This window comes from Gilliamella sp. B14384G12, from assembly GCF_016101825.1.
Lineage (GTDB): Bacteria > Pseudomonadota > Gammaproteobacteria > Enterobacterales > Orbaceae > Gilliamella > Gilliamella apicola_N.
This window is the reverse complement of the sequence record NZ_JACFPU010000005.1, coordinates 76229-95759: the sequence shown is the minus strand read 5'-3', so window position 1 is coordinate 95759 and position 19531 is coordinate 76229. Positions and strand designations below refer to the sequence as shown.

18 protein-coding genes are annotated in these 19531 nt (G+C 33.4%); 16 read left to right on the top strand and 2 right to left on the bottom strand.

Translation table 11 applies throughout. The annotated features are described in order from the left end of the window. Positions 1-55 precede the first annotated feature (55 nt). Positions 56-1207 (top strand): M20 aminoacylase family protein, encoded by a 1152-nt coding sequence (locus H3S73_RS07215; RefSeq protein WP_198236247.1) that lies wholly within the window; start codon positions 56-58, stop codon positions 1205-1207. Positions 1208-1476: 269 nt separating this feature from the next. On the opposite strand, the gene ygfZ is transcribed toward H3S73_RS07215, so the two are convergent. Continuing rightward, positions 1477-2355, bottom strand: coding sequence for a tRNA-modifying protein YgfZ (gene ygfZ / locus H3S73_RS07210; RefSeq protein WP_198227827.1), 879 nt, complete (start codon positions 2353-2355; stop codon positions 1477-1479). 284 nt (positions 2356-2639) lie between these two features. On the opposite strand from ygfZ, the gene ilvI reads away from it, so the two are divergent. From ilvI to H3S73_RS07135, 15 genes are all read left to right on the top strand, one after another. Then, on the top strand, positions 2640-4358 hold the full coding sequence (gene ilvI / locus H3S73_RS07205) for an acetolactate synthase 3 large subunit (protein WP_198227825.1): 1719 nt from the start codon (positions 2640-2642) through the stop codon (positions 4356-4358). After that, the gene (gene ilvN, locus H3S73_RS07200; protein WP_039128719.1) at positions 4358-4852 is read left to right on the top strand and encodes an acetolactate synthase small subunit; all 495 of its coding nucleotides are present in this window, start codon (positions 4358-4360) and stop codon (positions 4850-4852) included. The genes ilvI and ilvN overlap by 1 nt, the downstream gene beginning before the upstream one ends. Positions 4853-4900: 48 nt before the next feature. Then, entirely contained in the window at positions 4901-5023 is a 123-nt protein-coding gene (locus tag H3S73_RS14020; RefSeq protein WP_086327589.1) for a hypothetical protein, read from the top strand. 3 nt (positions 5024-5026) lie between these two features. After that, entirely contained in the window at positions 5027-5188 is a 162-nt protein-coding gene (locus H3S73_RS14015; RefSeq protein ID WP_198236288.1) for a hypothetical protein, read from the top strand. A 189-nt stretch (positions 5189-5377) separates the two neighbouring features. Then, the gene (gene deoD / locus H3S73_RS07185) at positions 5378-6079 is read left to right on the top strand and encodes a purine-nucleoside phosphorylase (RefSeq protein WP_198236248.1); all 702 of its coding nucleotides are present in this window, start codon (positions 5378-5380) and stop codon (positions 6077-6079) included. Between the two features lie 39 nt (positions 6080-6118). Further along, on the top strand, positions 6119-7297 hold the full coding sequence (gene tsgA / locus H3S73_RS07180) for an MFS transporter TsgA (RefSeq protein WP_198227823.1): 1179 nt from the start codon (positions 6119-6121) through the stop codon (positions 7295-7297). 174 nt (positions 7298-7471) lie between these two features. Further along, a complete protein-coding gene (locus tag H3S73_RS07175) occupies positions 7472-8164 on the top strand; it encodes a Crp/Fnr family transcriptional regulator (RefSeq protein WP_198227821.1) in 693 nt (230 codons plus the stop codon). Between the two features lie 336 nt (positions 8165-8500). After that, positions 8501-10087, top strand: a complete 1587-nt coding sequence (locus tag H3S73_RS07170; protein WP_198236249.1) for an IgaA/UmoB family intracellular growth attenuator — start codon at positions 8501-8503, stop codon at positions 10085-10087. A 217-nt stretch (positions 10088-10304) separates the two neighbouring features. Further along, positions 10305-11942 carry a glutamine hydrolyzing CTP synthase gene (gene pyrG, locus H3S73_RS07165; protein WP_025315202.1) on the top strand — a complete coding sequence of 546 codons (1638 nt, stop codon included), beginning with the start codon at positions 10305-10307 and terminating at the stop codon, positions 11940-11942. A 48-nt stretch (positions 11943-11990) separates the two neighbouring features. Next, positions 11991-13292, top strand: a complete 1302-nt coding sequence (eno, locus tag H3S73_RS07160; RefSeq protein WP_025315203.1) for a phosphopyruvate hydratase — start codon at positions 11991-11993, stop codon at positions 13290-13292. Between the two features lie 229 nt (positions 13293-13521). Continuing rightward, complete coding sequence (locus H3S73_RS07155) at positions 13522-14466, top strand: VirK/YbjX family protein (protein ID WP_198227817.1); 945 nt, start codon at positions 13522-13524, stop codon at positions 14464-14466. 199 nt (positions 14467-14665) lie between these two features. Further along, a complete protein-coding gene (locus H3S73_RS07150; protein ID WP_198227816.1) occupies positions 14666-15577 on the top strand; it encodes a lysine exporter LysO family protein in 912 nt (303 codons plus the stop codon). 421 nt (positions 15578-15998) lie between these two features. Next, positions 15999-16256, top strand: coding sequence for a hypothetical protein (locus H3S73_RS07145; protein WP_232352950.1), 258 nt, complete (start codon positions 15999-16001; stop codon positions 16254-16256). After that, positions 16237-16713 carry a triose-phosphate isomerase gene (locus tag H3S73_RS07140; RefSeq protein ID WP_370548794.1) on the top strand — a complete coding sequence of 159 codons (477 nt, stop codon included), beginning with the start codon at positions 16237-16239 and terminating at the stop codon, positions 16711-16713. The genes H3S73_RS07145 and H3S73_RS07140 overlap by 20 nt, the downstream gene beginning before the upstream one ends. A 23-nt stretch (positions 16714-16736) precedes the next feature. Continuing rightward, a complete protein-coding gene (locus H3S73_RS07135) occupies positions 16737-17711 on the top strand; it encodes a sugar-binding transcriptional regulator (protein WP_065737256.1) in 975 nt (324 codons plus the stop codon). Positions 17712-18072: 361 nt separating this feature from the next. Here the strand turns inward: H3S73_RS07135 and pssA are convergent, their stop codons facing one another. Next, positions 18073-19428, bottom strand: a complete 1356-nt coding sequence (pssA, locus tag H3S73_RS07130; protein ID WP_198236251.1) for a CDP-diacylglycerol--serine O-phosphatidyltransferase — start codon at positions 19426-19428, stop codon at positions 18073-18075. Positions 19429-19531: the final 103 nt, after the last annotated feature.

Below are 19531 nucleotides of genomic sequence, written 5' to 3'. Positions count from 1 at the left end.
GTAATGCACATTTATACTGACTCAGTTAAAAACGAGAATCAATAAGGAATTTATAATGAGTACTATCAATGAATTGAAATCAGACATGATCACTTGGCGTCATCATATCCACGCCCATCCAGAAACCGCTTTTGAAGAGTTAAACACGACAAAATTTATAATCGAAAAACTGAAATCTTTTGGTATTAACGAACTCTATACAGAATTTGCACCAACGGGTGTAGTTGGTATTATTAAAGGTAATAAAGATGGACGATGGATTGCTTTACGAGCTGATATTGATGCATTAGATATTATTGAAGAAAATAAAATTGCTTATTGCTCTACAATACCGGGTAAAATGCATGCTTGTGGTCATGATGGTCATACTGCTACATTATTAGGAACAGCCAAATATTTAAGTGAACATCGAGATTTTGCTGGAACAGTAGTTGTCATTTTCCAACCTGCAGAAGAAAATGAAGGCGGAGCACGCGTTATGGTGGAAAATGGATTATTTGAACGTTTTCCAATTGAAGCTGTGTATGGTATCCATAATCAACCTAATATGCAACTTAACCATTTCTATGTAACCCATGGTCCAATGATGGCATCCTATGATGTTTTTGAAATTAAAATTACGGGTGTCGGGGCTCATGCAGCAGCACCTCATTTAAGTAAAGATACTATTTTAGTGGCAACTCAAATTGTTAATGGTTTACAGAGTATTGTAAGCCGTAATGCAGATCCACTCAGTTCATTAGTGGTCAGTGTAACTCAAATACACAGTGGCGATACTTGGAATGTAATACCGCAACAAGCTGTTATTCGAGGAACAGTCAGGACCTTCGATGCAAAAATTCAAGATATGGCTGAAAGTCGTATTAAACAAATTGCTACAGGCATTGCATCCACATTTGAAGCTAAAGCTGAGGTAGACTATCAAAGACGTTATCCTGCTACTATTAATTATGCAAAGCAAGCAGACATTGCCATTAAAGCAGCTAAAAATGTGGTCGGGGAAGCCAGTGTTATTATTGATCCAAATCCATCAATGGGTGCTGAGGATTTCGCTTTTATGCTAAAAAAAATACCCGGTGCTTATGTGTGGTTAGGTGCGGGGCAAGGAGCGAATTTACATAATCCATCTTATAACTTCAATGATGAAGTTTTAACAACCGGTGTTGAGTATTTTATTGAAATAGTCAATCAAGAATTAGGCAAATAAAAGTTAATATTAATTAATTAATTAATCTATAATTTGTAAAAATACTTAAATGATTAAACAGTTAATCAATTAACAATATTTTTTGGTTAACTGTTTGACGAATATCAATGAAAGAATGTTTGGCTAATTGAGACAACAAGAATTGGTCAAACAAAAGTCGATATTAATTAATCTATAATTTGTAAAAATACTTAAATGATTAAACAGTTAACCAATTAATAATATTTTTTGGTTAACTGTTTGACAAATATCTTTAAAATAATATTTAACTAATTGAAACTAAGTACACTATCAATTTCCCCTTTTACTCTAAATGGGGTATTAAAATCAATGCCATTAGCTAGCACAACTTGCACATAAATATTATTATCTTGATTAAGTTTCAAAGCTGCTAAAACTTGACCGCTTTCTCGCCAATTACCATCAATTTGGTATTCTATGGTGCCTCCAATAACTGGTAAAACAGCACTTTTGCCGGCTAATAAATAAAGTCCGCGTTTATTGGCTCCCCGATATTGTGCGCGAGCAACCATTTCTTGCCCACAATAACATCCTTTATCAAAACTGATAGCATCAAGATATTGCAAATTACAGGCTTGAGGTAACAAGCTTTCGGTATTTTCGGCATCAATAATGGCATAACCTGCTTCTAACTCAAGTTGTAACCAACGACTACAAGGCTCTAAATCATCATCGATTGCCTCTGGTGTTATCTTAATTACTCGAACATGAGGAGAGGTTAATTTTATATAGGTAACATTATTTTCAGTAAAACAATTATTATCCGTAAATTTTGCAAGTATTTCGCTCGGTATTGCTTGAGAATCTAATCCAACAATATTTAAGTCGGTAACAGGTTCAATACTGACTTTTGAAAAGACTGCATATTTTTTTAAGGCAGCCATTTGTTTTTCTACTACACTTTTTCGAACAATATAGTAAATATCTTGACCTCGTTGGAATAATAATAAATTGCTCCACATTTTTCCCTGAGAATCACAATGAGCAGCAAATAATGCTGTTTGTTCTGTGAGATTGTCAATATCTATTGTTACTTGTCCTTGCAAGTATTTATGATTATCAGTACCAGAAACTTTGACTAATTGCCAATCGGCAAGTGAGATGGGTTTAATTGAGAGAATGCTCATAATAACGCCTATATTATAGTAATGGAATCTAGAATCAGTATTGCCAGAGATTAACTTATTAAGAGTTTATATAAATACGATAAAAATAACAATAAAATCAATAAATAATATTTTAAAGAAAATTATTAAACATTGTTTTAATTAGTTTTATTTCTCATAATTTAATATATTTTTTAATTAACAAAATTTGTATCACTTATATCATTGAGTTTATTGATTTTATGTATAAGTTAATGCAAAATGAAGTATTAAATGACAAATAAGTTATATTGGAGGCAATAAGCATGGCAAAATTGTCAGGTGCGGAGATGGTCATTCAATCTTTGATTGATCAAGGAGTAAAACAGATATTTGGTTATCCTGGTGGTAGTGTTCTTGATATCTATGATGCAATTCACACACTCGGTGGTATTGAGCACATTTTAGTTCGTCATGAACAAGCCGCTGTCCATATGGCGGATGGTTATGCCAGAGCAACGGGTGATGTCGGCGTGGTTTTGGTCACATCAGGGCCAGGTGCAACCAATACGATAACAGGTATTGCCACTGCCTACATGGACTCAGTGCCACTGGTTATTTTGTCTGGTCAAGTTGCCAGTAATCTTATCGGCAATGATGCTTTCCAAGAATGTGATATGGTTGGTATTTCGCGTCCAATTGTTAAACATAGCTTCCTAATCAAAAATAGTAAAGATATTCCTGAAACGATAAAAAAAGCGTTTTACATCGCCTCAACAGGTAGACCCGGGCCGGTCGTAATTGATTTACCGAAAGATATTGTTAATCCAGCTAATAAATACACTTATCATTATCCAGAAACAGTATTAATGCGCTCTTATAATCCAACTATTCAAGGTCATAAAAAACAGATCAAAAAAGCGTTAACTACTTTATTGTCTGCTAAAAAGCCAGTGTTATTTGTTGGTGGTGGTGTAATTAGTGCTGATGCAAGTAGTGAAGTTAAAACGCTTACGGAAACGTTGAATTTACCTGTTGCTTCAACACTAATGGGTATCAGTGCTTTTCCTGGATCGGACAAACATTCTTTAGGGATGATTGGTATGCACGGTGTTTATGAAGCCAATATGGCGATGCATAATGCCGATGTGATTCTTGCTATCGGTGCACGTTTTGATGATCGAACGACCAATAACGTTGAAAAATATTGTCCAAAAGCCAAAATTATCCATATTGATATCGATCCTACCTCAATATCCAAAACAATTCATGCAACAATTCCTGTTGTTGGTGATGCCAAAGTCGTTCTTGAAATCATGTTATCCATGTTGGATGAGTTAAACATCGAACGTGATTTTGATGCATTAGTTGATTGGTGGAAACAAATTGAACATTGGCGTGCACGACACTGCTTGGCCTATAGTCATGAAGGTCAAAGTATCAAACCTCAAGAAGCCATTGAAGTGTTATACAAATTAACTAAAGGTAATGCATATGTGGCAACGGATGTGGGACAACATCAAATGTTCACAGCACTTTATTACCCATTTGATAAACCGCGTCATTTTATTACATCGGGTGGGTTAGGAACCATGGGATTTGGTTTGCCTGCTTCACTTGGCGTTAAATTAGCGTTTCCTGATAAAACGGTTGTTTGCGTTACAGGTGATGGCAGTATTCAAATGAATATACAAGAACTTTCAACGGCATTGCAATATGGCTTGCCTGTTATTGTCTTAAATCTTAATAACCGTTTTTTAGGAATGGTTAAACAGTGGCAAGATATGATTTATGCTGGTCGTCACTCTTCATCTTATATGGAGTCGTTACCTGATTTTGCAAAAATTGCTGAGGCTTATGGTCATGTGGGTATGATGATTAACAAACGGGAAGATCTTGAACCTATGCTTAAAAAAGCGCTTTCGATAAAAGATCGTTTGGTTTTTATTGATGTTATGACAGACGCCACAGAACATGTTTATCCAATGCAAGTTCGCGGTGGGGCAATGAATGAAATGTGGTTAAGTAAAACGGAGAGAACCTAATGCGTTATATTTTATCAATTTTAACAGAAAACGAGCCGGGCGCATTGTCGCGTATCATTGGTTTGTTTTCACAACGTGGGTTTAATATTGAATCCATTACGACCGCACAAACTGAAGATCCGACAATGAGTCGAATGACGATTCAAACCTCAGGTGATGAACATGTGCTTGAACAAGTCCAAAAACAACTTCATAAACTAGTTAATGTGTATCGTGTTAATGATTTAACCGAAGGCCCACATGTAGAACGTGAAATTATGTTAGTAAAAATAGCCGCTAAAACATCAGATGCGCGTGATGAAGTTAAACGTTGTGCCGATATCTTTAGAGGTTCGATTGTCGATGTGACCGCAACTCACTATATTGTGCAATTATCAGGTACGAGTGACAAACTTGAGTCATTTCTCTCTTCAATTCGAGAGACCTGCAATATAGTTGAAATGGTTCGATCTGGTATTATCGGCTTATCCCGCAGTGAAAAAACGGTTAAATAAGTTATCTTCAAAATAAAACGAAAGGCGCATCATTGAAGCGCCTTTTTTATAACAGGAACAAGTGACAAACTTGAGTCATTTCTCTCTTCAATTCGTGAGACCTGCAATATAGTTGAAATGGTTCGATCTGGTATTATCGGCTTATCCCGCAGTGAAAAAACGGTTAAATAAGTTATCTTTAAAAAAACGAAAGGCGCATTAAGCGCCTTTTTTATAATAGGTACGAGTGACAAACTTGAGTTATGTCTATCTTCAATTCGTAACACCTGCAATATAGTTGAAATGGTTCGATCTGGTATTATCGGCTTATCCCGCAGCGAAAAAACGGTTAAATAAGTTATCTTCAAAATAAAACGAAAGGCGCATCAAGCGCCTTTCTAAAAATCAATGATAATTTAATTATCAAATTACCCAAAAATTCCAAAAATGTGGCATAGAACAACGATTTCGGACTTATGTCCTAGTTGAATGAAATATATTCTGATTATAATTTAGGATTAACTTACTAATTAATCAGGAAATATTATGACCGCACATATCAATGCTAATCCTAACGATTTTGCACAAACCGTTATCATGCCTGGCGATCCTTTACGAGCCAAATTTATTGCAGAAAATTATTTAACTGATGCAAAACAAGTTTGTAATGTACGTAATATGCTTGGATATACAGGCCTTTATGATGGTGTTGCTGTTTCTGTGATGGGACATGGAATGGGTATCCCATCCATGACCCTTTATGCACATGAATTAATTAATGACTATAACGTTAAACGCATTATTCGAGTTGGTAGTATAGGTGCTACCCAACTAGGCATTAAAATGCGAGATGTTATTTTAGCGATGGCTGCTGGAACAGATTCTATGACGAATCAAAAAAGAGCGGATGGTTATAACATTGCAACATCCGCGACGTTTTCATTATTACATCGTGCATATGAAATAGCTAATGAGATGGGTTTACCTGTAAAAGTTGGTAATGTTTTTAGTGGTGATCTTTATTATGACCCAGATGAAACGTTAATTGGTACGCTCGAAAGATCGGGGGTTTTAGGTATAGATATGGAGGTCGCAGGTCTATATGGTATTGCGCAGCAGTTTAATATTGAGTCATTAGCCATTTTAACGGTTTCCGATCATTGTTTAACTGGCGAAGAAACGACTGCAGAGGAGAGGCAATTAACATTCAATAATATGATAAAGCTGGCTTTAAATGTTGCCACATAATCCTAATTAATTATGTAATGGATATCTTTGGATAATAATATGAAAAATAAATTATCTCTTACTTTTATCAGTTTTTTAGCTAATTTCATTATGGCTGGTTTTGCCAGTCAATTTGGTATGCTAATTGAACCAATTGCACAAAGTTTCAATGCTGATGTCAATAATGTTGCATTCATTTTTTCTTTATTAAATGGAGGGGCATTATTGGGAACAATTTTAGCATTTTTTTTAATTGATATTATTGGTATTAAACGAATTACCTTACTAAATTATAGTATTATCATAATATGTTCATTTATTTTATATCTGACTAAATCTCTAATAATGCTTAAATTTTGTATGATTTTGGTTGGTTTATGTGGTGGAATAGGTTTGTGTATTGCTGGTACAATTGTGGTATCTACTTGGCAAGATAAAATACAAAGTACAATATTAGTTGTACAAGATGCTACTTTCAATATTGCTGGCGTGATCTTTCCACTAATTACAACCTACGCTTTAACTCATGACCTGTCTTGGGCTACTAGCTATTTAACGGTTGGCATTGTCACTATATTGATGTTAGTTATCATTCTATTTACCAATTTTAATTTAATTAGTAAGCCTCATGCTGATCAAAAACAGCAAAGTCATCAAAAATCTGAATGGAACTTTGGCATTTTATCTGCTGGTTTTGGATTATTTTTGGCAATGCTTGCCTTATACACTTTTTTAACTTGGGCGCCATTATTTGTAAGTTATAAATTTTCTATTTCATTTGAAAATGCAGGCAATATTATTACTCAATATTGGGGTGCAGCCTTGATAGGTGCTCTCGTTTCGACACTAATTGTTACACGCATTAAAATTGAGTATTTTTTCGTAACTATTATTATATTAGCTTTTATTATGACGTTGTTGATTGTCAATGTTCAACATGTTGATTATATTGGTTATTTTACCTATGGATATGGTTTTGTTTGTGCTGCATTATATAATGCCTTTGTCGCTTACGGCGTGACATTTGTAAAAAATGCCTCAAGTAAAAATGTGTCATATATTTTAATCAGTGGCAGTGCTGGAGCCATGTTTAGTCCGGCAATTAGTTCTGTATTGAATAAGTATTTCAGTATGCAAATTATTATGAATGCAATCCCAGTTTTTTATGTAATTATTATTATAATGTTAGCTATTTCAATGCTGGAGAAGAAGAGGATAAGTAGTATCGATAAAATTTAACAAAAAATAGTGAATTACAAAAAGTTAAAATAAAATAGTATATCGCTATTATTATCACAGTTGATTATAATTATGCCATCTTAAAATAAGATAATGATATGGATAATTGAATATCTAGATTTTACAAATATAAAGTAATATTGTGATTAAAAGTTCGTTAGTTGTGATAATTTTATGCAGTTGAAATCATTAAATAAAGGTCGTTTTAGCCAATATTGGCAAGATAATAATCAATTATTTGAAACAATTATAGAGCAGTGTATTGTTGATAAAAAAATTGTTGATGAAAAGACGATTCTTTTCCGGCAGGGATGTAAAGTCGATAAGTTAATTGTTGTTTATAATGGTACGATTTCGATACGTTATCAGGCAAATAATGGGCGCTGTTTTCATCTTGGTACCATAGATTGTGATGCGCATATTTTTGGTGAAATGGAGTTTTTTACCGATTATTTATGTCAGTTTGATATTATCGCCGAAGATGTGTTAACCATTGCTGTAGTTAGTATTGATAAATTATATCTATCATTACTTGAACACCCTAAATTAGCACTGTTTTTTGCCAGTGCTATCGCTTTTGATTATCAAGAAACATTAGATATTTTATTAAAAAGAACGTTATATTCAATTTGTTTTAATATCGCTTTTGATATTTATCAGCATCATCTAAATGTGCATCCCGTCAATAATTTTCAAAAAAGCTATTTAGAAGCTGAACGTTTTGGCACAACAGATCGTGTTTATCGCCGTGCTGTTAATGAATTAATAAATTTAGATATCGTACATAAAGTTGCTGGAAAATTGGTAATTAAAGATATCGATAAGCTTAAAGCTTTTATTGAATGTCAGGAGAAACTCGCTAAATAGTTAAAAGACAGTTAACACATTACAGCAATCAGTTAAATAATTTTTTATTATTTTATAAATGATCCGTATTTAAATAAAAAAATAAATAATTTTTAAAATAAGGAATTTTAATATTAGATGAACAGTCAAAAGAATTTATCAATCATTATGCTATTTTAGCTGGCATGGTTTTTGTCTGACAATCTATATTGTCTGATAGGTGAGTGATAGTTGTTATTACTATAGCCATAGTATTTCTGGTTTCAGAGTTAATTAATCTAATGCAGACGAAATCATTTAATATTATGAAGTTAAGTTAGGCAATATCGTTATTTATTTTTATAAGAAATCAATAGTATGTTATATATTTTAGCGATTATAGTTTTTGTTGTTCTCTCGTCAGCGTTGGTGAGAGGTTTTATTTTGTCTCAACGAATTATGGATAGTTTAGATAAGCCTAAAAAAAAGCGAATCCAAAATGTCACCTTTACCCGCCTAGAATCAATACGACAGTTAACTGAAGAAGAGGATATTTTGCTTCAGCCTTATCTTGATAATAAAGACCTTATTACTTGTCCTTATCAATGGGAAAGTTCATTAATCAGTTCTGATGTCACGACAATTAAAGGTTATATTAAAAGAGAGCATGCAAATAATGCGAAGATTAAAGACGCTTTCTATTACAAGATGGATGATATATCACTATTTTTTCCTTATAGTATGGATCACCATATTGCTGGGTTTGATGGTCTAGTCCGAAAAAATACTCACACAAATATTGAACCTATCAATACTGCTGAAGTAGTTTTTACTAAAAGCTATGCAATTGTTGTTAAAATAAACAATTATGATTTATTGCAAGCTGGTTTAAATCTATCTTGTCGTAAAGAGAATCAAATTAAAGAATATTGGCAGACAGGAAAATTAAAACCTATTCCTTTGAGTAGAGCTGAAAGCGCAAATGAAACCTTTACTCAACTAATAACAGAAGAATCAGAAAAAGTACCTACTTTTGAGATTCTTAACAAAAGAGAAAAAAATCAATTTGAAACCGCAATCGAAGATCGGAGCAACTCTGGCAAATTAATGATTGGATTGTTTGTATTTGGCGTGATGGGATTATTGGCTTTAGAGCATTTTCAATCGCTCGTACTGGTTGCCTTTTCAATCATCTGTTTCATATTATCTATGATAGCATCGTCTATAAAGCGAGAAATACCTAGCGAGTATGTTAATCATATTAAAGCACAAATTAGGGATAACTGTCCTGTTAATCATCAATTAAGTATTGAATCAAATTTTAATGTTTTTTATCCCGAACACTGGAAAATGTTTCTTCCTAATAACAGTGATGTATCGATTGATATGCAGGCAGAGCTTGAAACTGCACAATTACTCAGTTACGGTGACTATTTATCAATAAGTGAAGAAGTGAAAAGTTATGGCGCACCAAAATTTATCTACCATAATGTTTTATTAGCTATTACGGGGTTGATACTTGCCGTGTTAATGTTCTTTCTTACCAATGCCGGTGAAAAATTAGATTTTACCTATCAGATATTAAATGATTTGATCAACATTAGAAACATTGATGATAAAAACAGCATAAATAAATCGTCAATCAAACCACAAACTGATTATAATGCAATTTTTTCAGGTAATAGTAGCAACCTTAAAAAAGCAGATATAGTAAAAAGTGTAAATTATCACAATGAGAAGAATTCGAAATTATTAGTAACTACGCAAATAATCTATAATTTTGATAAAAACCAGTTATTCTCTTTTTCATCGCCTATTTTGATCAACAATTGCGTATTTCTATTGGTTATCTTAATCAGCTTAATCAATAGTATTTTGATTATCTGGAAAAAAGGTTCGAATCATTTGAGACTAGAAAAAATAATCAGTAACTATAAGGATAAATTTATTCAAGATACAAATTAATGGGTTGGATTAATGTTTAGACGGATTAGCTGAATAATTGATGTTATTTAATTGAGCAAAGTGAGCAAGTTATTTGCTGTGCTTAATTATTCAATTGTGAGCTAAGGCAGATTCTGTTATACTAATTTCCCGTCTGATTCATCGTATATTGCAGTGATTTTTATAGTTTAAAATCGATGCAATATTATTCAATTAAATAAATAATGGTCTGGTATTAATGGTCACGAATTATATTTTTGTTACAGGCGGTGTCGTTTCTTCTTTAGGTAAAGGCATTGCCGCAGCGTCTCTTGCTGCAATTTTAGAAGCCCGCAATTTAAAAGTCACCATGCTAAAACTTGATCCCTACATTAATGTTGATCCGGGTACAATGAGCCCTATTCAACATGGTGAAGTTTTTGTGACTGAGGACGGTGCTGAAACAGATCTGGACTTAGGTCATTATGAACGTTTTATACGTACCAAAATGACACGTAAAAATAACTTCACAACTGGACGTATCTACTCTGACGTATTGCGTAAAGAGCGTCGTGGAGACTATTTAGGGGCAACTATTCAAGTTATTCCTCATATTACTAACGAGATTAAATCACGTGTAATTGAAGGTGCAAAAGGTTTTGATGTCGCGATTGTTGAAATTGGCGGCACGGTAGGGGATATTGAATCGTTACCATTTTTAGAAGCGATCCGTCAATTAGCCGTTGATGTTGGTCGTGAGCACACTCTATTTATGCATCTAACATTGGTGCCTTATTTAGCATCATCTGGTGAAGTTAAAACCAAACCAACGCAACATTCAGTGAAAGAACTTCTTTCAATTGGTATTCAACCAGATGTTCTTATTTGTCGTTCTGATCGCATTATTCCTGCAAATGAAAGATCTAAAATTGCACTATTTTGTAATGTGCCTGAGCGTGCAGTTATTTCTCTTAAAGATGTCGATTCTATTTATAAAATTCCGGCATTATTAAAATCACAAAATTTAGATACCTTTGTTTGCAATCGTTTCCATCTTGAATGCAAAGAAGCGGATCTTTCTGAGTGGGAACAAGTAATTTATGAAGAAGCCAATCCAGTTGGTGAAGTTACAATTGGTATGGTGGGTAAATATATTGCTCTACCTGATGCTTATAAATCAGTGAATGAAGCATTAAAACATGGTGGATTAAAAAATCGTTTAACTGTGCATATCCGTTATATTGATTCAGAAGATCTTGAATCACGCGGTACGGATCTGTTAAAAGGTTTAGATGCGATTCTCATTCCTGGTGGATTTGGTTATCGTGGCGTTGAAGGTAAAATCATGGCAGCTCGTTATGCCCGTGAAAATAAAATCCCTTATTTAGGTATTTGTCTTGGTTTACAAGTTGCAATGATTGAATATGCACGTAATGTAGCTGGGATTAAAGATGCCAATTCTACTGAGTTCGTTAAAGACTGTGCTAACCCTATTATCGCTTTAATTACTGAGTGGAGCGATGAATCAGGTAATGTAGTACAACGTAATGAAAACAGTGATTTAGGTGGTACTATGCGTTTAGGATCTCAGATTTGCCATTTAGAACCGAATTCATTAGTATATAGCATGTATAAAAATGAGTCGATCACGGAGCGTCATCGTCATCGTTACGAAGTAAATAATAATTTATTACCAAAAGTAGTTGAGGCTGGGTTAAAAGTAACAGGTCTTTCAACAGATAGAAAACTTGTTGAGATCATTGAAATCCCAGATCATCCTTGGTTTGTTGCTTGTCAATTCCACCCGGAATTTACCTCGACACCACGAGATGGACACCCACTATTTGGGAGTTTTGTGAAAGCTGCCAAAACTTATCAAGAGCAGCAACAAAAATAGTTTTTGGATTAACATTAGTAATATATCTGTCATATAGAGGAAAATAACATGGCAAAAATCGTTAAAGTACATGGTCGTGAAGTAATCGACTCTCGTGGTAACCCAACTGTTGAAGCAGAAGTTCATTTGGAAGGTGGATTTGTTGGTTTAGCAATCGTTCCATCAGGAGCATCAACAGGCTCACGTGAGGCATTAGAACTTCGTGATGGTGATAAATCTCGCTTTTTAGGTAAAGGCGTATTAAAAGCTGTTGAAAATGTAAATGGCCCAATCGCTAAAGCTGTTGTTGGTAAGGATGCGCTAGATCAAGCAGCTATCGACCAAATTATGCTTGACTTAGATGGAACTGACTTCAAATCTAACTTAGGTGCTAACTCAATTCTTGCTGTTTCTTTAGCAACTGCTAAAGCTGCTGCGGCAGCTAAAGGTGTTCCACTTTTTCAACACATCGCAGATCTTAACGGCACACCAGGTCAATACTCAATGCCATTACCAATGATGAATATCATCAATGGTGGTGAACACGCTGATAACAACATCGACTTACAAGAATTCATGATTCAACCAGTTGGTGCTAAAACAGTTCGTGAAGCAATCCGTATGGGTTCTGAAGTTTTCCATAACTTAGCAAAAGTTTTACATGCTAAAGGTATGAATACTGCTGTTGGTGATGAAGGTGGTTTTGCGCCTAACTTAGGTTCAAATGCAGAAGCATTAGCATGCATTAAAGAAGCTGTAGAAAAAGCAGGTTATGTACTAGGTAAAGACATTACTTTAGCGATGGACTGTGCCGCTTCTGAATTCTATAACAAAGAAACAGGTAAATATGTATTAAAAGGTGAAGGTAACAAAGAATTCACTGCAGAAGAATTTACTCACTATTTAGAAGGTTTAACTAATGAGTATCCAATCGTATCTATCGAAGACGGTTTAGATGAAAGTGATTGGGAAGGTTGGGCATACCAAACAAAAGCTCTTGGTAACAAAATCCAATTAGTTGGTGATGATCTATTTGTTACTAATACCAAAATCTTCAAACAAGGTATTGAAAAAGGCATCGCAAACTCTATATTAGTTAAAGTTAACCAAATTGGTACATTAACTGAATCTATCGCTGCAGTTAAAATGGCGAAAGATGCTGGTTATACAGCTGTTATTTCTCATCGTTCTGGTGAAACTGAAGATTCAACTATTGCTGATTTAGCTGTTGGTTTAGCTGCTGGTCAAATCAAAACTGGTTCTATGAGCCGTTCTGACCGTGTTGCTAAATATAATCAATTAATTCGTATTGAAGAAGCATTAGGTTCTAAAGCACCTTTCAACGGTTTGAAAGAAGTTAAAGGACAATAATTATTGTTATTAAACTGATTATTTACTTTAATAGAAAAACGGTGACCAGTTCACCGTTTTTTATTTTCATATAATTTAGCCTTTTATTTAGCAACAGTTGCACCAACTAGTTTTGTGTTGTAACCTTATCGTTCAAATTTTATGGCTTTTTATTAATATTTCATTATTATTTATTAATTTAGTCGCTATATAAATATTTAATAGAATAACTAATTTGATTTTTCTGCTTATGAATAATATTACGAATATGTCCCAGCCTAAAAGTAAGTGGCAACTGTTTAACTGGCTTTGTACCGGTAAACTTCCGCTTAATGAACTGTGGATAAAATCGACTTATCGTTTCAAATTTTTTTTTCGAACCTTATTTTTAAGTCCGATCACATTTAAATTATTGGATAAATTGAGACTATATCCATTACTGGGATATTATTTATCATGCCAAACCAATTTACCATGTAAATTACAACGACCTTATTTAGCCTCTTGTTTAAGTCAACAAGAACGTTTTGAGGCACTAGCCTACCATTATGACTTTTTAGCTAAACATCCTGACAGCATGAGTAAAGCTTTTTATAATCCGAATATCGCTTTTGTACTGGCTGATGTTAAAGTAAAAAACGATGCTAATATCAAAATCGCCATTCAAGCACGCAATAAGTTTGCTCGTGAAGGTGAAATTAGTCTATATTTTTATGATAATGATAGCATTGATTTGGCTACGATAACTTTTACAATAATGCAATATCAACAAAAAACAACACTTTTTATTGCTGGATTACAAGGCACAGGTCATCATGATGCTCGCATTCGAGTACAACAAGCAACAAAACAGTGTTATGGACTGTTTCCTAAACGTGTTGCGTTAGAGGCGGCCTTAGTCATTGCGCGCTATTTTAATTTAGAACAAATAGTGGCGGTGGGTAATAAAACGCATATTTACAATAATTGGCGTTACAATAGCCGACAAGAACGTATTTTATCGGATTACGATGATTTCTGGTTAACCATTGATGGCAAACAAGACAGCAATGGTTTATTTATATTACCTAATCAAATCTATCGAAAATCACTGGATGAAATCGCTAGTAAAAAACGATCAGAATATCGTAATCGTTATGCTTTATTGGATCAACTCGAAAATAGTATTACAGAGAATTTGGCTTCATTAAAATAATAAGCTAGCTTTATTGTTAATCACAATATCGCCATATTAAAATAGACAAAATTGTCGCTTGTTTAAGGTGTTTACAAGCGACATGCAAATCGACTTATTCTAAATAATTATGCTAGTCTACTTAACCCGATTGTCGATTTTATCGATAGTTTCATATTAGTAAGATAATAACTAAAATTAAATAGTCAGGAAATAGAAAATGTATTTTGGTCTTCTTATTGCATTTGTACCATTGTGTTTGGGATATTTAATTACCTTTAAAAACCAACAATGGATAACCAAAATTAACAAAATCCTTAGCTGGATGGTTTATTTTATTCTATTTCTAATGGGATCCGAATTAGCGCACCTTGATAATCTCAAAGATAATTTACAAACTATCCTATTTTATGCGGGCGTCTTATTTATATGTACTTTTGGTGGTAATTTTATCTTTTTAATGTTATTTGATATCTTCCTGCCTTGGCAAACCACTCATACTAAACATGATATTGGCTCACGCTTTAAAATGATTTTAGAATCATTACGGGTTTGTATTGCTTTGATTCTAGGTTTTCTTGCTGGCTTAATTCCTCTCTTTATCTGGCAATACAATGAAGATATTACTAAAATTGTTTTGGTTTTTTTACTTTTATTGGTTGGGATTCAGTTACGGAGTAATAATATCTCATTAAAGCAAATCTTACTTAGTAAAGTCGGTATTGCTACAACAATAATTGTAATAATAAGTACTTTTTTAGGCGGTATCATAGCGGCATTGATATTCAATCAACCAATTCGTGTTGGATTAGCCATGTCATCTGGATTTGGTTGGTATTCACTTTCTGGACTCTTAATGACAGAAGCGCATGGTGCAATTATTGGTAGTGCCACATTTTTAAACGACATTTTGCGCGAATTATGCGCCATCATTTTAATTCCGAGTTTAATTAAACGTTATAAACTTACTGCACTGGGTTTATGTGGTGCTACCTCTATGGATTTTACCTTACCGATGCTACAAAAAGGTGCAGGTATAATGATTGTTCCTTCTGCAATTGTGCAAGGATTTTTATTAACCTTAATTATGCCAATATTTATGACATTATTTAATTATGGCTTCTTTTTTTAATAATGAGTAACAACTCATTATTAAAATTTAAATTTTGTTTTAATCTTAAATTTATGATCATGCATTTAAAAATTCATGGTTATGCTCTTAGTATCAATTATTAAGAGATTTAAGTCATTTATCTTATCTTTAATTCAATAATTACTAATCATAGTCATTCATTTAGCTATAAATTCTCATCATTTTAATATTTAGATCTTAGTCACAAATTTTTTAAAAAGTAATTTTCTCTATCGTTTTACTCTATAAAATCGAACAAAAGATTAATTATTAATCATTTATTCGAAGGTTTCATAATTAGTATCGTATTAGTGTCACACAGTAAAAAAATCACTGATGGGCTTAAAGAAATTATAGAAGATATGGTGGATTCTACGGGTGACGTAAAAATTTTTTCAGCGTGAGGAACGGGAGATGCCGAATGGTAACAGATCCCCTCACAATTTATAACATCATCAAACAATCTTCTGATTATCGTAATATTCTAATCTTAGCTGATATTAGTAGTGCCATTTTAAGTGCTGAAACAGCCATTGGACTTATAGAAGACGAATCATTAAAAAATAAAGTGACTTTAGTTAATGCATCTTTATTCGAAGGTGCTTTTGTTGCTTCTTTAACCACTATACTGTTAGTTATGTGGTACAACTTTAGGAGGTATCACAGCGGTTTACATTGAAAATTATATAACGGTCAATAAAAAAGTGAAAACTGCTTTGAAACATGGATTAACACCTTTAGTTTGTATTGGTAATAGTCATGAGGAGAAGTCTTTAGGTGTATCAGCTGAAACAGTGATCAAACAAATGAAAATAAACTTATTTGAGATTGATAAGCAGCACCCAGCACAAGTGGTTATAGCTTATGGGCCAATATGGGCTATTAATAAAAATGGTATCGCAGCAACTCCAGAAGAGGCACAATATATTCATCATCAGCTGCGATCAGCTTTAGTTGAACTCTATGGTCAACAGATGGCCGATCAAATGATACTTTTATATGGAGGCAGCGTAAATCTTGAAAATTCAACTTCATTAATTGCTCAACCAGATATTGATGGCTTATTTATTGGTCGTAGTGCATGGCAAGCGACAGGTTTTTGTAATATATTATCAGCAATTAATCAGCAAAATTAATGTAATGACAAAAGGCTAAAATAATGGATATATTTGAAGATAAGCAAGAAACAGAGTTACTTACCGAAATTGCTGTCGCTTACTATGAGTATGAGCAGACTCAAGAAGAGATTGCTAAGCGATTTGGTATTTCTCGCATTAAAGTCGGTCGGTTACTTAAAAAAGCAAGATCGGAAGGAATTGTAGAAATTAATGTTAAATATCATCCAATATTTAGTTCAAGAATCGAACAACAATTTATTAATAGTTTTGGTATAAAACGAGCGCTAATTGCTTTAGATCATCAAGATGAGGATGAACAACGCAGACAAGTAGCCGCACTTGTGACTAACTATTTATCAAGTGTTTTAAAAAAAGGTGTGACAGTGGCGGTTGGACAAGGTCGTAATGTTGCCGCGATTGCAAGTCATGTGGGTGTTTTTCCTGAAAAACAGTGTAAATTTATTTGCGGAATTGGTGGTACCCAAAGGGTTGGAGAAATTATTGATGCTGACCATATCAGCCGAAGTTTAGCTAGGAAATTTAATGCGAGTAGCGAAACGCTTTATGCGCCAGCCTATGTTGAAAATCGAGAGCTTAAAGAAGCTTTTATTCAAAATAGAGTCATCAAAGATACATTAGAACGAGCGGCCAAAGCAGATATTGCGTTAGTCGGTATTGGTGATATGAACGAAAATAGTTACATGGTGCAATTGGGTTGGTTTACTCCCCAAGAGATAACTCATGCAACTTTGAAGCAAGGCGTGGTAGGCGATATTGCGGGTTATGGTTTTTTTGATATCAATGGGGATCCCGTTGATACGGCTATGAATGATCGGGTAATTGGTCTTAGCATTGATGAACTCCGTAATATCCCGTGTGTTATTGCTATAGCTTCTGAAAATACTAAAGCAACAGCGATTTTAGGCGCGCTTCGTTCTGGGGTTATAGACATAATTGCAACCAGTGCATCAAATGCTCGAACGGTACTCAATTTACAACAAAATCAGATTAAATAATAGGTTGTAAAAAAGTTTGAGGTTAACTATACGTTTTAGTATAAAAAAGCGAAACATCCTAGTCATTCAATAATAAATAGGTTACTAAAACGATTTACGTTTGTTAAATTAACAAAGAAAAATAAGTTAATAAAAATTCATGTAGTCATTAACAACTGGTCATTAGCAAATAAAAATTTTATAAATCTGATGTCTAAGTTAAGAGAGTTTGATTGGTGTATTTATTTTAATGGATGGTTGATTAAAACATTGCTCTAATACACAGATAAAGGTATTAGAGCATTTTATTTTAACATTAATATAATGATTTCAAGTTTAACTTATATAAATCTATTATATCTAATTTACTCATTTTAAAGGGTTATAACAAACGCTTAATTACTTTATCAACGCGGATTCTGCTCAATCTCTTTATTAATTTATGAACACGTTTCGGATAAAATTGACTCGCTTGAATCTGTTGAAAGTGTGTAATTAATGTCGTTTTTTGGCGTATTGTATCAAGCTCATGGGTGATTTGTGTCTGTAATTCTTGTTTAGGATCATGAATCAAAATACCATTTTCAAGGTCTAAACGCCATGCTCTTGGATTAAGATTGTTTCCAGTAACTAGCATCCATTCATTGTCAACCCAAACTCCTTTTAAATGATAGGTTTGGTCATTATCTTTCCATAATCTAATAATTAATTGTTCTTTATCAACATATGACTGCAATCGTTCAATAAAGTTTCTTAAATAAATTTCATACAAATAAGGTAAGCCACCGGAAATATTAAACGGCTTATCTTCAGGAATATAAAAGTCATTCGCTTCTTTATCACCAATAATAATTTCAACTTGTTTGCCTTTTCTAAGCAAACGAATGATGTCACGAACTAAGATATTTGGCAGATTAAAGTAGGGCGTGCATAAAGTCACTTTTTGTTGCGCTGAATTAATTAAATGGTGAATGGTTTTATTTAATGAATTATTTCGACCTAAGCCTGCAATCGGTGATACGGATAACTCATTATTATTTGCATTATTGGTATATTGATAATTGGTTTCAGAAAGATGTTGACGTAAAACTTTAATTTCATTTTTAATTTGCTTGCGTGATTTATGTTCCGCAACATCTAAACGTTGCAAAGCGTCAAAAGGCAAAAAGTTATTATCGATATAATCAATCATGCTTTGTGCAAGTAATCTATTGGTAATAAGATGATATCTGTCATAACGATAATGATCGAGTTTATGCAGGTATACATTATTCAGGCTGGCACCACTGTATATAACTGTATCATCAATAATAAATCCTTTAAGATGTAAAACCCCAAGCACTTCACGACGATTAATTGGAACACCATATACTGGAACATCAACGCCAGGATGCTGTAATTTCATTTGGTGATAAAAACGTGCATTGGTGTGCGTTTTGTCTTCTCCGATTCGACCACGTTGTGCACGATGCCAATCTACAAAGATTTTAATATCTAAATTAGGATTGATTTTTTTTGCTTGGTAAAGAGCATTTAGTATTTCTTGCCCAGCTTCGTCTTGTTCTAAATAGAGTGCTACAATATAAATTCGAAATTGGGCATTTTTGATTTTTTCAAGTAAAGCTTGTCTATATGCTTTAGGATCGTACAAAATACTATATTGATCTGCATTTTGCTGGATTTTTGCTAATTCATTAAGATGCTTTTGATGATTATATTTAATAAAAGGTATTCTCATGATTCATATATTATTGTAACTGGTTCAAACTGTAGAATAACACACTTTAAGCCAGAAAATAACACTCCTTATTTCATAGTCCTGAGTCAATGTTGTTTATATA

Excerpts from the sequence above, each read along its gene's own strand:
- H3S73_RS07150 (WP_198227816.1), top strand. The coding sequence starts at position 14,666 with ATGTATTTTGGTCTTCTTATTGCATTTGTACCATTGTGTTTGGGATAT.
- ilvN (WP_039128719.1), top strand. The coding sequence starts at position 4,358 with ATGCGTTATATTTTATCAATTTTAACAGAAAACGAGCCGGGCGCATTG.
- H3S73_RS07175 (WP_198227821.1), top strand. The coding sequence starts at position 7,472 with ATGCAGTTGAAATCATTAAATAAAGGTCGTTTTAGCCAATATTGGCAA.
- H3S73_RS07145 (WP_232352950.1), top strand. The coding sequence starts at position 15,999 with ATGGTAACAGATCCCCTCACAATTTATAACATCATCAAACAATCTTCT.
- pssA (WP_198236251.1), bottom strand. The coding sequence starts at position 19,428 with ATGAGAATACCTTTTATTAAATATAATCATCAAAAGCATCTTAATGAA.
- eno (WP_025315203.1), top strand. The coding sequence starts at position 11,991 with ATGGCAAAAATCGTTAAAGTACATGGTCGTGAAGTAATCGACTCTCGT.
- H3S73_RS07170 (WP_198236249.1), top strand. The coding sequence starts at position 8,501 with ATGTTATATATTTTAGCGATTATAGTTTTTGTTGTTCTCTCGTCAGCG.
- ygfZ (WP_198227827.1), bottom strand. The coding sequence starts at position 2,355 with ATGAGCATTCTCTCAATTAAACCCATCTCACTTGCCGATTGGCAATTA.
- H3S73_RS07155 (WP_198227817.1), top strand. The coding sequence starts at position 13,522 with ATGAATAATATTACGAATATGTCCCAGCCTAAAAGTAAGTGGCAACTG.
- H3S73_RS07215 (WP_198236247.1), top strand. The coding sequence starts at position 56 with ATGAGTACTATCAATGAATTGAAATCAGACATGATCACTTGGCGTCAT.
- pyrG (WP_025315202.1), top strand. The coding sequence starts at position 10,305 with ATGGTCACGAATTATATTTTTGTTACAGGCGGTGTCGTTTCTTCTTTA.
- H3S73_RS07135 (WP_065737256.1), top strand. The coding sequence starts at position 16,737 with ATGGATATATTTGAAGATAAGCAAGAAACAGAGTTACTTACCGAAATT.
- deoD (WP_198236248.1), top strand. The coding sequence starts at position 5,378 with ATGACCGCACATATCAATGCTAATCCTAACGATTTTGCACAAACCGTT.
- ilvI (WP_198227825.1), top strand. The coding sequence starts at position 2,640 with ATGGCAAAATTGTCAGGTGCGGAGATGGTCATTCAATCTTTGATTGAT.
- tsgA (WP_198227823.1), top strand. The coding sequence starts at position 6,119 with ATGAAAAATAAATTATCTCTTACTTTTATCAGTTTTTTAGCTAATTTC.